Source organism: Streptomyces endophyticus (assembly GCF_035798155.1).
GTDB lineage: Bacteria > Actinomycetota > Actinomycetes > Streptomycetales > Streptomycetaceae > Streptomyces > Streptomyces endophyticus.
In genome coordinates this window covers 31,524-43,929 of the sequence record NZ_JAOZYC010000184.1, presented here as the reverse complement: position 1 = coordinate 43,929, position 12,406 = coordinate 31,524, and the positions used below count along the sequence as shown (strand labels likewise).

The 12,406-nt window shown below is 72.8% G+C and carries 16 protein-coding genes; 8 read left to right on the top strand and 8 right to left on the bottom strand.

The window, feature by feature from the left end; translation table 11 throughout:
• Positions 1-79 precede the first annotated feature (79 nt).
• Positions 80-1,387, bottom strand: a complete 1,308-nt coding sequence (locus OKJ99_RS36610) for a DUF692 domain-containing protein (RefSeq protein WP_326022646.1) — start codon at positions 1,385-1,387, stop codon at positions 80-82.
• Between the two features lie 131 nt (positions 1,388-1,518).
• On the opposite strand from OKJ99_RS36610, the gene OKJ99_RS36605 reads away from it, so the two are divergent.
• Positions 1,519-2,109, top strand: a complete 591-nt coding sequence (locus OKJ99_RS36605) for a hypothetical protein (protein WP_326022645.1) — start codon at positions 1,519-1,521, stop codon at positions 2,107-2,109.
• 83 nt (positions 2,110-2,192) lie between these two features.
• Here OKJ99_RS36605 and OKJ99_RS36600 read toward each other — a convergent pair whose 3' ends face one another.
• On the bottom strand, positions 2,193-2,930 hold the full coding sequence (locus tag OKJ99_RS36600; RefSeq protein WP_326022644.1) for a peptidyl-tRNA hydrolase: 738 nt from the start codon (positions 2,928-2,930) through the stop codon (positions 2,193-2,195).
• A gap of 130 nt (positions 2,931-3,060) precedes the next feature.
• Here OKJ99_RS36600 and OKJ99_RS36595 point away from each other — a divergent pair, with 130 nt between their 5' ends.
• Both OKJ99_RS36595 and OKJ99_RS36590 read left to right on the top strand, forming a co-directional pair.
• Positions 3,061-3,897: an ATP-binding cassette domain-containing protein gene (locus tag OKJ99_RS36595; RefSeq protein ID WP_326022643.1), complete on the top strand. Its 837-nt coding sequence runs from the start codon at positions 3,061-3,063 to the stop codon at positions 3,895-3,897.
• Positions 3,894-4,562 (top strand): ABC transporter, encoded by a 669-nt coding sequence (locus OKJ99_RS36590; protein ID WP_326022642.1) that lies wholly within the window; start codon positions 3,894-3,896, stop codon positions 4,560-4,562. Before OKJ99_RS36595 ends, OKJ99_RS36590 begins: the two co-directional genes overlap by 4 nt.
• 9 nt (positions 4,563-4,571) lie before the next feature.
• Here OKJ99_RS36590 and OKJ99_RS36585 read toward each other — a convergent pair whose 3' ends face one another.
• Together OKJ99_RS36585 and OKJ99_RS36580 are read right to left on the bottom strand one after the other, a co-directional pair.
• The gene (locus OKJ99_RS36585) at positions 4,572-4,754 is read right to left on the bottom strand and encodes a hypothetical protein (RefSeq protein ID WP_326022641.1); all 183 of its coding nucleotides are present in this window, start codon (positions 4,752-4,754) and stop codon (positions 4,572-4,574) included.
• 29 nt (positions 4,755-4,783) lie between these two features.
• Positions 4,784-5,647 (bottom strand): polysaccharide deacetylase family protein, encoded by an 864-nt coding sequence (locus tag OKJ99_RS36580; RefSeq protein WP_326022640.1) that lies wholly within the window; start codon positions 5,645-5,647, stop codon positions 4,784-4,786.
• Between the two features lie 95 nt (positions 5,648-5,742).
• Here OKJ99_RS36580 and OKJ99_RS36575 point away from each other — a divergent pair, with 95 nt between their 5' ends.
• Positions 5,743-6,096: a DUF6479 family protein gene (locus OKJ99_RS36575; RefSeq protein ID WP_326022639.1), complete on the top strand. Its 354-nt coding sequence runs from the start codon at positions 5,743-5,745 to the stop codon at positions 6,094-6,096.
• 32 nt (positions 6,097-6,128) lie between these two features.
• Here OKJ99_RS36575 and OKJ99_RS36570 read toward each other — a convergent pair whose 3' ends face one another.
• Complete coding sequence (locus tag OKJ99_RS36570) at positions 6,129-6,386, bottom strand: WhiB family transcriptional regulator (RefSeq protein WP_326022638.1); 258 nt, start codon at positions 6,384-6,386, stop codon at positions 6,129-6,131.
• 170 nt (positions 6,387-6,556) lie between these two features.
• Between OKJ99_RS36570 and OKJ99_RS36565 the strand changes: the two genes are divergently transcribed.
• Positions 6,557-6,880 carry a plasmid stabilization protein gene (locus OKJ99_RS36565; RefSeq protein WP_326022637.1) on the top strand — a complete coding sequence of 108 codons (324 nt, stop codon included), beginning with the start codon at positions 6,557-6,559 and terminating at the stop codon, positions 6,878-6,880.
• A 7-nt stretch (positions 6,881-6,887) separates the two neighbouring features.
• Positions 6,888-7,136 carry a hypothetical protein gene (locus OKJ99_RS36560; RefSeq protein ID WP_326022636.1) on the top strand — a complete coding sequence of 83 codons (249 nt, stop codon included), beginning with the start codon at positions 6,888-6,890 and terminating at the stop codon, positions 7,134-7,136.
• A 30-nt stretch (positions 7,137-7,166) separates the two neighbouring features.
• On the opposite strand, the gene OKJ99_RS36555 is transcribed toward OKJ99_RS36560, so the two are convergent.
• The 3 genes from OKJ99_RS36555 to zapE form a co-directional block, all read right to left on the bottom strand.
• Positions 7,167-8,045: a substrate-binding domain-containing protein gene (locus tag OKJ99_RS36555; protein ID WP_326022635.1), complete on the bottom strand. Its 879-nt coding sequence runs from the start codon at positions 8,043-8,045 to the stop codon at positions 7,167-7,169.
• Positions 8,046-8,162: 117 nt separating this feature from the next.
• Positions 8,163-9,554, bottom strand: a complete 1,392-nt coding sequence (locus OKJ99_RS36550; protein WP_326022634.1) for a PhoX family protein — start codon at positions 9,552-9,554, stop codon at positions 8,163-8,165.
• Between the two features lie 128 nt (positions 9,555-9,682).
• Positions 9,683-10,762, bottom strand: coding sequence for a cell division protein ZapE (zapE, locus tag OKJ99_RS36545; RefSeq protein WP_326022820.1), 1,080 nt, complete (start codon positions 10,760-10,762; stop codon positions 9,683-9,685).
• An 82-nt stretch (positions 10,763-10,844) separates the two neighbouring features.
• On the opposite strand from zapE, the gene OKJ99_RS36540 reads away from it, so the two are divergent.
• Together OKJ99_RS36540 and OKJ99_RS36535 are read left to right on the top strand one after the other, a co-directional pair.
• Positions 10,845-11,657 (top strand): pyrimidine reductase family protein, encoded by an 813-nt coding sequence (locus OKJ99_RS36540; protein WP_326022633.1) that lies wholly within the window; start codon positions 10,845-10,847, stop codon positions 11,655-11,657.
• 200 nt (positions 11,658-11,857) lie between these two features.
• Entirely contained in the window at positions 11,858-12,313 is a 456-nt protein-coding gene (locus OKJ99_RS36535) for an indole-3-glycerol phosphate synthase (protein WP_326022819.1), read from the top strand.
• The last annotated feature ends 93 nt before the right edge of the window (positions 12,314-12,406 follow it).

Below are 12,406 nucleotides of genomic sequence, written 5' to 3'. Positions count from 1 at the left end.
AGTACGTCGCCTGCGGTAGGCGTGTGTTGCGGACTCGGGGCTCTGCCCCGGACCCCGCTGCTCAATCGCCGCAGGGGCTTCACTTGCCCCGCCTGAGCGTGAATGCCGCCGACCTCAGGGCCCTCGTCACCGGTCGCCCGGTTAGGGGCTTGGGGCCGGAGCGGTTCAGCCACCAGTGGGTCAACTCGCGGCGCGGTCCCCCGGCTTGGACTCGTTGCGCGAGCAGTAGCGCCTCCGCGAAGTCGAGTGCGTCGCGGCGGTAGCCGCTCGTCATCGGCCGTCGGCGTGCGTAACCGAGGAAGAGTGACCGGTACTCGGATTCGCCGAGGATCAGAGGCAGTTCGGGTGCCAGCTTCGCGACGACGTCGGCCCGCTTGGCCGCGAGTGCCCGGCTCTGTACGGAGAGTCGGGCGCGGTCGAAGCCCTCGGGGGCGGGGGTGCCGGCGACGAGCGCGGAGAGCAGGGCGGCCTGGTCGAGCGCGAGCCACTGCCGCGTGGCGTCGTCGACGGGCGGGGCGGCGGGCGCGGTCCATCGGTGGGCCGGGGGCTCTGCGCGGGGGCCGGTTCCGGCCGCGACCGTCTCTCGGACGACCTCCACCTCGCGGCCCAACTCCCCGAGGTCTTCAGGGAAGTTGTCATCGCGTTCGAGCAGCACGCCCGGCGGAGTCACGCGGGAGGCCAGCTCGGCGAGGACGTCGAGCACGGCCCGCGGCACGGGGTGGGCGTGACTGTCGTGCCAGACGCCGTCCCGCTCGAAGCCGCCCGCGACGTGCACGTACGCGATGGCCTCGACCGGCAGTTCGGCCAGTGCCTTCGCCGGGTCCTCGCCGCGGTTGACGTGATTGGTGTGCAGATTGGCCACGTCGATGAGCAGCCGTACGCCGGTCCGTTCCACCAGTTCGTACAGGAACTGCCCCTCCGTCAGCTCCTCGCCCGGCCAGCCGAACAGTGCCGCGATGTTCTCCACCGCGAGCGGGACCGGCAGCGCGTCCTGGGCGATCCGGACGTTCTCGCACAGCACGTCGAGCGCGTCGCGGGTGCGCGGCACCGGCAGCAGGTGCCCCGCCTCCAGCGGCTGCGAGGCGGTGCGCGCACCCCCGGCGCGTACGAACGCGATGTGCTCGCTGACCAGCGGCGAACCGAGCGCCTCCGCGCACGCGGCGAGGTCGGCGAGCCGCCCCTCGTCGGGCCGGTCGGCCCCGCCGAGCCCGAGCGAGACGCCGTGCGGGACGACGGTGACGCCGCGCTCGCGCAGCCGCCGCAGGGAATCCGGAAGATGCCCCGGACACACGTTCTCGGCGACGGCCTCGACCCAGTCGATGCTCGGCATGGCCTCGACCGTCTCCGCGATCTCGGGCCGCCAGCCGATCCCCGTTCCCAGCTCCATGGAACTCCCCCTCCTCCGCTCCGGCTTCCTGGATTCCTGACCGCGACAGCACGGCCCGAACCCCTGAGCGAGCACGTTCAGAGCAACATTTGAGGTTTCACCCACGGCCCTCCGGGTGGCACGCTGCCGCCATGGACCAAGCGGAAGCACTGCTCATCGGGGGACGCGCCGGCGTCGGCAAGACGTCGGTGGCGTGGGAGGTCTCGGCGCTCCTGCGGGCCGCGGAGGTCCCTCATTGCGTCCTGGAAGGCGACTACTTGGGCCAGGTCCACCCCGCGCCGCCGGACGACCCGCACCGCAGCGCCGTCACCGAGCGCAACCTCGCCGCGCTCTGGTCCAACTTCGCGGACCTCGGCCACCGCCGCCTGATCTACACCAACACCGTCAGCGTACTGACCGGCAGCGAGGGCATGTTCCGGCGCGCGATGGGCGAGGACGTACGGCTCGTACGGGTGCTGCTCACGGCGTCGGACGCCACCACCGGGGAGCGGCTCGCGGGCCGCGAGCTCGGCTCGGAACTGGAGGCCGAACTCCGCGGAAGCCTCCGCAAGGCCCGCCTCCTGGACGAACAGGCGCCGCAGGACACCGTGCGCGTACCGACGGACGGCCGGGACGTGCCCGGGATCGCGCGGGAGGTGCTGGCGGCCGTGGGGTGGGCGGCGGCAGCGCCGGACGCGGAGAGGCCCAGGGGAACCGGCCCGGCCCCGCACGGAGTGGGGTAGCCTTCCGAGTGGCCCCGGCCGTCCGTCATCCCCCGTGCGGACGGGCGGGGTCTTCTACGTTCCCGAGGCTCGGTGCCCGGGGCTCAGAGGTGGGCGAGACCGGACAGGAAGTCGCCGGTCAGGGGCCCTTCGGAGACGACCGTGTCGCTGGGCGGGATCTCCGTGAACCCGGCGTCCCGTACGACGGGCAGCCCGCTCGTGGTCAGCGCCGGCCAGCGCTCCGGGTCGGCGGTGCGGACCGACAGCGGGAAGCCCGCCTCGCGCCACTCCTTGCGCTCCGCGTAGGACAGTTCCCACCAGGCGAGTTGAGCCCCGTGGCCGGCCTGCGCCATGGTCTTGCCCGCGGTCATGCCGAGGTCGGGGTTGAGCCACATGACCGGGGCCGACGGGTCGGGAGCGGGCGGCGCCTCCGGGTCGTCGAGGTCCGTGCCGGAGACCTGGAGGCGGGCCAGGTCCTTGGGCCAGCCGTCGAGGGGGACCGGAGGGAAGACCCGTACCTCGGCGGACCCGGTGGTGACCGTGATCCCGTCGAGGGCCTCCGCGCGCCGCCACTCCGCGCCCCTCGCCCGCCGCACCACCTTGCGGATCCGGGCGTCCTGCCAGTCGCGCATCGCCTGCGCCCACGGTCCTTCACCGACCGAGCGCTCGTCCGAGAGGATCACCAACACGGCGCGCGCCGCGGCCTCCAGGGCGTCCGTACGCGTCGGTGGCGCGGCCCGCTCGATGCGCACGACGAGCGGCAGCACGAACTGCGGTGCCTCGTCGCGTGCGCTGGGCTCGGAGCGGAAGGGGGTGTCGGTACCGGGTGCGTCGCTGGTCACGGGTCCAGTCTGCCAGGCGGTCGGCCGCCCTCCACGTCACGGGGCTCCGCCCCGGACCCCGCTGCTCAAACTCCCCCAGCTACCGCTGGGAGGTGCCCCCTGCAGGGGCTTGATACGGGACCATGACCGCATGCACGTCACACTCCGCGGCGCGGGCCGCCGCTACGGACTCGGTGGGCCCTGGGTGCTGCGCGGGGTCGACCTGGACGTGCCCGAAGGGGCCGTGTTCCGGGTGCGGGGGCCCAACGGCGCCGGGAAGTCCACCCTGCTGCGCCTGGTCGCCGGGATTGACGCGCCCACCGAGGGCCGGGTCATCGGCCGCCCGCGCACGGCCTACGTCCCCGAACGCTTCCCGCCCGCCCTGCCGTTCACCGCCCGCGCCTACCTCACGCACATGGGCCGCATCCACGGCCTCGGCCGGCCGACGGCCGCGCGGCGGGCGGGGGAGTGGCTGGAGCGGTTCGGCGCAGGCGCCCACGCGGGCGCACCCCTCGCCGAGTTGTCCAAGGGCAGCAGCCAGAAGGTGGCGGTGGCCGCGGCCCTGCTCGCGGAGCCGGAGCTGCTCGTCCTCGACGAGGCCTGGACAGGGCTCGACACCGCGGCCCGCGACACACTGGACGGCGCCGTCGCCGAACGCGCCGCGGCCGGCGCCGCCGTGCTCTTCGTCGACCACGACCCGCGCCGCCTCGCCGCCACCGCCGACGCCACGTACGAGGTGGAGGGCTCAACTGTCCTACGGAGTGCGGGAGTCGGTGGTGCGACCGTGGTCGTCGACGCCGCCGGTCCTGCCGGTCACGAGCCCGCCCTGCCGCACCCGCACACCCGCCTCCGCCTGGACCCCCGCACCGTACGGATCACCACGGACGCCGCGCACTCCGACGCCGTGCTGCGCACGCTGCTCGCCGCCGACCCGCCCTGGCACATCGTCGCCGTCCGCACGCCCGAGCCCACGGAGAACAACGGATGACCACGGCCCTGCTCGCCTACCAGTCGGCCCTGCTGCTGCGCTCGCAGCGCTGGCTGGCACCGGTCGTCCTCTACGCCGCGTTCGCCGCCGTCGGCGTGCAGGCGGGGCAGCCGGTGCTCGACTCCCTCGCGTACACCGCCGCCGCCCTGCTCCCCGTAGGAGCCTGGCTGGCGCGGATCTGCGTCACCAACGAGCCGCCCGCGGCCCGCAGTTGCACCGCCGCGGCGACGGCGCCGTGGCGCGCCCACCTGGCGAGCCTGGCCGCCGGGCTCCTCGCCACGGTGGCCGTCGGGGTCGTGGCGAGCGTGGTCGTGGCGCTGATCAGCGACGGAGTCAGCACCGACCGCCTGGTGCGCGTCGCCAAGTGGCCGGCCGCGGGGGCCGGGCTGCTCGCCGTGCTGGTGTGCGCCCTCGTCGGCGTCGCCGTCGGGGCCGTCACCACATGGCCCGTGGTGCGCGGCACCGGCCTCGGCGTGGCCACTTTGGTGCTGTGCGCGCTCGTCGCGCTGATCGCCCCCGGTTCACCGGCGAAGGTGGCGGTGAGCGCCCTGGTGACCGGGTCGCAGGACGGGGCGGTGCCGGTCCTGCTGCTGCCGCTCGCGGGGGCGGTGATCGTGGCGGGGGTCTGCGCGGTGGCGGCCTGCACCCTCGCGTCCCGCCGCTGACCCGGCCCGCTACCCGGAGCAGGCGTTGCGCTGTGCTTCCTGCCACTCGCAGACCGGGCACAGGGTGATGCCCTTCGTCGACTCCGGGTACTCCGTGGGCTCCCGGCACAGCACGCACTCGGCGAACGGCTCGTCCGTCGCCGCCGCGGGTGCCGGGCGCTCCTCGGGGCCACCGGCGCAGTAATCAGCCATGCCACCAGCGTACGTACCCGGGCCCACGATCACGCCCCGCGCGCCGCCCCCACCAGCTCCGACACCCGCACGAACCGGTAGCCCTTCGCCCGCAGCCTCGGCACCACCGACCGCACCACCCGCTCCGTCGTCGGCGCCGCGCTGCGCGTGCAGTGCATGACGACGACCGAACCGGGCCGCACCCCGTCGAGCACCTGCCGGGTCACGGCGTCCGCGTCCGTGGCGAACGCGTCACCGCTCACCACGTCCCACTGCACCGCCGTCACCCCGGTCGGCGTCAGCGCCCGCAGCGCCGCCCGGTCGTAACAGCCGCCGGGGAACCGGAAGTACGGGACGACGTGCTCGACCCCCGCCTTCCGGAACGCGCCGAACGCGCGGTCGACATCGGCCCGCATGCCCCGCGCCGGCACCCTCGGCAGGCCGTAGCAGCCCCCGGTGAAGGCGTAGTGGCTGTACGAGTGGTTGGCGACCTCGAACAGCCGGTCCCGGCCGATGTCCCTGGCCTCCGCCGGGTACTCCTCGGCCCAGCGTCCGGTCATGAAGACGGTGGCCGGGACCTTCAACTTCCGCAGTGTGCTGACCAGTTGGGGGTTGTCGAAGCGCTCCCCGGACCGCGCCCGCGCCCCCTGGTCGGCCGTCATGTCGGCGTCGAAGGTGAGCGCGACGGTCCGGTCCTTCGTCGCCGCGCCGCGCTCGAAGACGGGGGTAGTGCCGCCGGGGCCGGGCGCGAGGGTGGGCTTGGGGGTGGCCCTCGGTTTCGGGGAGACCTTCAGGGCGGACTTGGGAGAGGCCTTCGGTGCGTTGTCCGGGGCGGGTTCGCCGCATCCGGCGAGGCCGAGAGCGAGCGCGCCCAGGGCGCAGGCCGCTGTGACGCGGCGTACATGTCTGATCACGCGCCGACAGTATCGTCGGATTCTCCGCAAATCGTGCAAATAATGTAAATCGGACCGACGGGGCGTGAGCTCGTGCTGTGGGGTACCCGGCCCCCATGACGACACTGACGACACTGACGACGCCAATGGCTGTCCCCGACCCCTCGACCTCGGTCGTCCCGTTCGTCGTCGGCCTGGTGATCGCGCTGGCGCTGATCTGGGCGGTCTGGATGGGCATCAGGTTCCGCCGCCGGGAACCGGGCCCTCCCGACCCGGCCGACCAGCCGAAGCTCCCCCGTGCGGGCCCGGTCCACGAGGTCAGCGAGATGCGGGAGCCCGACGAGATGCCACACACGGACGACGGCGGCTCCCGCCTGACCCCGCACGAGCTGCACGGCTTCGGCAACGCGGGCAGCAGGCGCAGCGAGGACCAGCGGCCGCGCCGCTGGGGCCGGGGCGACAGGGCCTAGGGATGCGCGCTACTGGCCGGGCCGGGGTCTCCTCAGTGGGTGGCCTCGGCCCGGGCGCGTCGGCGCTCGGCCCGCAGCAGCGCGGCCCGCTCGCCCTCGGAGGTGCCGCCCCAGACCCCTGTCGTCTGCCCCGAGGTGACGGCCCACCGCAGGCAGTCCATGATCACCGGGCAGCGTCGGCAGACCTCCTTGGCGGCCTCTACGTCGTCCATGGCGGGCCCGGTCGTGCCGACAGGGAAGAAGAGGTCCGGATCCTCATCGGCACACGCCGCGCTGTCCAGCCACTCCATCTCCGTGTTCCTCACTGGCAACGGCATGCGGCGGCGGGTGCCCCCCATGCCCGTACGGAAACGCGGAGTTTGAGCGATGCGGCCGTGGAGACCCGGGTCGCGGCCGATTGGCGTCGCCCTGCGACATGGAGCGGGAGGGGCTACAACGGAAGGGAAGGGAGTGAGTCGCCATGCCGAGCGGATCGAATGCCAAGCGTGAGCGCCAGTACGAGAAGATCAAGCAGAGCGCCCAGGACCGGGGCGAGAGCACGTCGCGGGCCAAGGAGATCGCCGCTCGCACGGTGAACAAGGAGCGTGCGAGGAGCGGCGAGTCGAAGCAGGCGAGCCGCACATCGACGCAGGACATCTCCTCGGGCAGGCGCGGCGGTCTGCGCTCCCACCAGGGCCCCGGCGGTCCGACAAGGGACCAGCTCTACGCGGAGGCCAAGGACCGGGGCGTCAAGGGGCGCTCGCAGATGAACAAGTCCCAGCTCGCCAAGGCACTGGGGCGCTGATCACCACATGAACAGGGAGCCGGACGCCGTCCCGCGGGACCTCCCCGACCAGCAGGCGGACGCCGACGAAACCGAGACCGACGGGCCCGGCACGGACCCCGGACCGCACACGGGGGCCGAGGACGCCCCGGAGGACGAGACGGCGCCCGACGCCTCCGTCCCGGACTCGGACGTGGCGGGCACGGGCCGCACCGGCGCGCCCCACGCCCCGGGCGTCCACCCGGACCAGCCCGTCCCGGACGAGCCCGCCGACTAGCCCCCGGTAGACGGGTAGACCCATGGCGCCCTAACGCCCCCGCAGCGCCCCCGCCACCTGGTCGAAGAGGGCCGCGTGGGCGTGGGCGCTGGCGGGGGTCTCTGGGTTCCACGGCAGTACCGATGCCCGTTCGGCGACGGATGCCCAGTGCGGGTCGGCCGCGTACTGCTCGCGCGGTGCCGCGTTGGCGCGCGCGTCCGACAGGATGATGTCCGGGGCGAGTTCGGCGACGTCCCGCCACGTCCCGGTGTACCAGTTGGCGCCGGGGCTCTCGGGTGGTGCCACCATCCCCACGCCGAGCCCGCCGAGCGCGCTCAGGTCGGGCCACTTGGTGGGCCGGGCCAGGTGCACCGCGTCCGCCCCCGCGGCCGAGAGCGCCAGCACCCTGACGCCCCGCGCTCCACGGGCCGCGACCCCCAACTGCCGTTCGGAGCGGGCGAGTTCGTCCCGCGCCTCCGCAGGCTCCGAGGTCCCGAGCGAGCGCCCGAGCTCCGCGAAGCGCTCCCGCACCCCGCCCAACGTACGACCCTGCCCCACGTCGATCACGGCGACGGGGACGTGCTCCTCCAGATGCTTCGCCGTATCGGGCTCGATGCCGTACACCTGCCCGCCGCCGTACGTGAGCGCCACGACGAGGTCGGGCCGCACCGCGAGTACGTCGTCCAGGCCGAGCCCGGCTCCCGCGCCCAGATACGCGAGTTCGTCCAGCGGCAGCGCGCCGGACTTGGCGTGATCGGGCTCGTCGCCGTCGTGGAACGAGCCGAAGATCCCCGCCGGGCGTATGCCCAGATCCCACAGGCTCGCCCCGGCCTGTATATACGCGACGACGCGCTGTGGCGCCTCGCTCGCGGACGTGAGGTGTCCGCGGTCGTCGGTGAACTCCCAGGCTGTGGTTGACCGTTCTCCCATGGGGGGACCTTGCCCAGGGCACTCGCCCGGCACTCGGTGCACCACCCGCGAAAACCGGCCATGCGAACGGCCGCCCCCTCGAACGAGGGAACGGCCGACCGGTCGTGCGCGGGCTGCCTAGTGCCAAGGTCCCGTCACGGCGAACGTGGTCCCCGGCGTATAGCAGTTCACGAACATCGTCTCGCCGTCCGGCGAGAACGTGACCCCGGCGAACTCGCCCCACTCGGGCTTGTCGGCCGTCCCGATGTTCTGCCGGCCGCGCGCCATGGCGTACACCTCGCCCTTGCGCGTCACGCCGAACACGTGCTGAGCGCCCTCGCCGTCCTCGCACACCATCAGGCCCCCGCTGGGCGCGAGGCAGATGTTGTCGGGCTCCTCGCCGGGCAGTTGGACGTCCGTGTCGGGGCCGAAGACGATGACCAGCGTCAGGCGGCGCGACGACGGGTCGTAGCGCCAGATCTGCCCGAAGTGGTCGGCGGCCGAGCCCTCGCGGCTGCGGGCGTACGACGAGACGAAGTAGACGCTCGACCCGCCCCAGTAACAGCCCTCCAGCTTCTGCGCGTGGGTGATGCCCTTCGGGCCGAAGTCCTGGTTCCGGATGGGCGTCTGCGCGGCCAGCGGGTCCGGTACGTCGACCCACTCGATGCCGCTGAACGTGGCCCCCGTCTCCTGGACCGCCGACAGGTCGGGCACGCCGGGCACCCGCATCGCCTGCAGCTTCCCGCCCGCGCGCAGCGAACCGAGGCCGCCCTTCGCGTTCTTGGGCAGGAAGCGGTAGAAGAGGCCGAAGGGCTTGTCGAACGCGTCCTCCGTCTCGTAGACGACACCGCGCTTCGGATCGACGGCGATCGCCTCGTGCTGGAAGCGGCCCATCGCGGTCAGCGGGACGGCGCCCGAGCGGTGCGGGTCGACCGGGTCGACCTCGAAGATGTAGCCGTGGTCCTTGGTGTAGCCGTTCGTTCCGGCCTTGTCCTCGGTCTCCTCGCACGTCAGCCAGGTGCCCCAAGGCGTGGGCCCGCCCGCGCAGTTGACCGCGGTGCCGGCGATGCCGACGCGCTCGGACACGACGTCGTTCTTCCGGTCGACGGAGAGCACGGTACAGCCGCCCTTGCCCATCGGGTCGTACGTCAGACCCTCGACGGTCGGCACCCCGATCTTTCCGGTGACCCGGTTCTCGTGGTTGCGTACGAGGTGTACGCGGCCCTGTCTGCCGGCGAAGGCCGCCATCCCGTCGTGGTTCGACGGCACCTTGCCCTCGCCGGAGCGCAGTGGCTCCCCCTCCCGCGACAGGACCTTGTAGCGGAATCCTTTCGGAAGGTCGAGAAGACCGGCCGGGTCGGGCACCAACGGGCCGTATCCGGCGCGTCCTTGGGCCGCGGCCGAGCCGGCGAACAGCTCGGTGAGGTTCCCCGCGAAGGCGATGCCCACTCCCAGGGCGCCGGTGCGGGCGAGGACCTGACGTCGTGTCGCGGGCTGCCGTGCGTCTGCTGCGTCTGCGGTGCGTGACATGGGTGCAACCTCCTGCTGGCGGACAGGAACTGTGACCCGGCTGTGTTTATCACGTGCCTTTCGCCGCGGGAACCACGCGCGTAGCGCACACAATCCGTGCACCACCCACGTAACGGCTCACCTGCGGGTTACTCGTGCACAAGCCCCTTGGCGTCGCGCGCGAGCGCGGTCAGCCGGGAGATCGCCCGGAAGTACTTCTTCTTGTAGCCGCCGTTCAGCATCTCCTCGCTGAACAGCTGGTCGAACGGGAGCCCCGACGTGAGCACGGGTATCTCCCGGTCGTAGAGCCGGTCCGCCAGGACGACGAGCCGCAGCGCGGTCGACTGGTCGGGCACGGCCGCCACATCGGTGAGGCACACGGCCTTCAAATCGTCCGTCAGCGCCCCGTACCGGCTCGGGTGCACGCGCGCGAGGTGCTCCAGAAGGTGCGGGAAGTCGTCGAGCGAGGCGCCCTCGGTGGCGTACGCCGCCTTGGTGACCTGCTCGTCGGTGAACGGCGCGGGGGCCTCGGGAAGGCCGCGGTGCCGGTAGTCGTCGCCGTCGATGCGCAGCGGCCTGAAGTGGGCCGACAGGCCCTGGATCTCGCGCAGGAAGTCGGCGGAGGCGAACCGGCCCTCGCCGAGCTTGCCCGGCAGCGTGTTCGACGTCGCGGCGAGCGCGACACCCGCCTCGACCAGCCTCCCGAGGAGGGACGACACGAGCACCGTGTCCCCCGGGTCGTCCAGCTCGAACTCGTCGATGCACAGCAGCCGGTGCCCGCCGAGCGTCCTGACGGTCTGCTGGAAGCCGAGCGCGCCGACGAGGTTCGTCAGCTCCACGAAGGTGCCGAAGGCCTTGTACGCGGGCTCGGCGGGGGTCGCGTGCCACAGGGAGGCGAGGAGGTGGGTCTTGCCCACGCCGTAGCCGCCGTCGAGGTAGACGCCGCGCGGTCCGGTCGGGGCGGCGGGCTTCTTGCCGAAGCCGAGGAAGCCGCGCTTCTTGCCCGCCCCGGAGGCGTGTGCCCCGCCGAGACCGGCCGCGAAGGAGCTCAGGACCCGGACGGCCTCGGGCTGGCTGGGCTGCTTCGGGTCCGGTATGTACGTGTCGAAGCGTACGGAGTCGAAGCGGGGCGGCGGCACCATCTCGGCGACCAGGCGCTCCGCGGGGACGTGCGGCTCACGGGCGCACAGGGACAGCGGCGACGGGTCGAGTATGGGGCTGATGCCCATCTGGCTGGACTCCCGGGAGTCGGCGGCTTCGAGGGATGACGACACAGCCACCCAGCTTAGTCGCCGTGCCACACTGCACGTCATGCGACGCCTGTTCCCTGTGACGTACGAAACAGCAGATGGCAAGGGGTACGAGGGGAGGGAGGCGAGCCCGCGGGGTCATGAGTGGACCCTCGACGAGCTCGCCGACGCCTACGCGTACCCGCAGGAAGCCGGGCACGCGCCGTGGCTGCGCGCCAACATGGTCTCCACGCTCGATGGCGCGGCCCAGCACGACGGCCGCTCCCAGCCCATCTCCAACGCCACCGACATGCGCATCTTCGGCACGCTGCGCGGGCTCGCCGACGTCGTCGTGGTCGGCGCGGAGACGGTCCGTCTGGAGGGCTACCGCCCCGCACGCGCGCGCGAGGCGTTCACCGCGCGCAGGAAGGCGGCCGGGCAGGGCCCCGCCCCGCAGATCGCCGTGATCAGCGCGAGCCTCGACCTCGACTTCGGCCTGCCCCTGTTCACCGACCCGCTGGTGCCGACGCTGCTGCTCACCGGCGCGGGCGCCCCGGCCGACCGGATCGCGGCGGCGCGCGGGGCGGGCGTGGAGGTGCTGATCGCGGGCGACGGCGCGGCGGTCGAGCCGGACCGTGCGGTGGCGGCGCTCGGCGAGCGGGGCCTCAGGCGCCTGCTGACCGAGGGCGGGCCGAGGATGCTCGGTCAGTTCGTGGCGGGCCGGGTACTCGACGAGCTGTGCCTGACCGTGTCCCCGATGCTGACCGCGGGGGACGCCCAGCGGATCGCGGGCGGCTCGACCCTGGCCGTGCCGGAGCGGTTCGAACTGACGTCCCTACTGGAGGAGGAAGGGTTCCTCTTCAGCCGCTACGCCCGGCCGCGGGGCGGACAGTAGCCGCTGCCGTCGGCGGCACGGCGACATTCGGCGGAATGAGTCGTTCCGTTTAGCGTTGGCTGGGCACACTAAATCTCGCAGACCCCGTGCGAATGCGGGGCAGGATGGTTTCCGCAGGTCCGCTGGTCCACCCGGAGGGTCGTCGTCAGTCGGCCCACGGTAGGAGAAGAAGGGCGCCCGTCGTGTTCACGAGCGTATTGATGATCGAGAAGGCTCTGACCTCCGCCGACGTGGAGTTCGTCACCACGTTGCACGGAGAGGAGGAAGTCTCCTTCCACGTGCTGCTCCAGCCCCGCGGGGACCAGGCGGACCGCCTGCTGCGGGCCATCGACGACGTCGCGATGGGGGAGTTCGACGAGGCGGGCAAGGAGAACGAGGTGCCCGAGGGCGACGAGGCCAAGGGCCCGGCGGAGAAGGCCCTCGCCGTCTCCCTCGCCGCGCTGCACCAGGCGGGCAACGAGGCAGGGGGCCGACTCATCGAGGACCACCCGCTGGACGCCCTCAAGGCGCTCGTCGACGAGGTGAAGGCGGACGAGGTCATCGTGCTGACCGATCCGCACTACGTCGAGGAGTTCTTCCACCGGGACTGGGCCTCGCGCGCCCGCCACCAGGTCGGCGTACCGGTCCTGAAGCTGTTCTCGCACAGCAAGGCGTAACAGCGAGGCGTAACAGCGAGGCGTAAACGGGAGAGGTTCAAGGCGGCACGGGCATAGGCAATAGGCTGGGGCCCGTGCCGTGGTCGTCGTGAC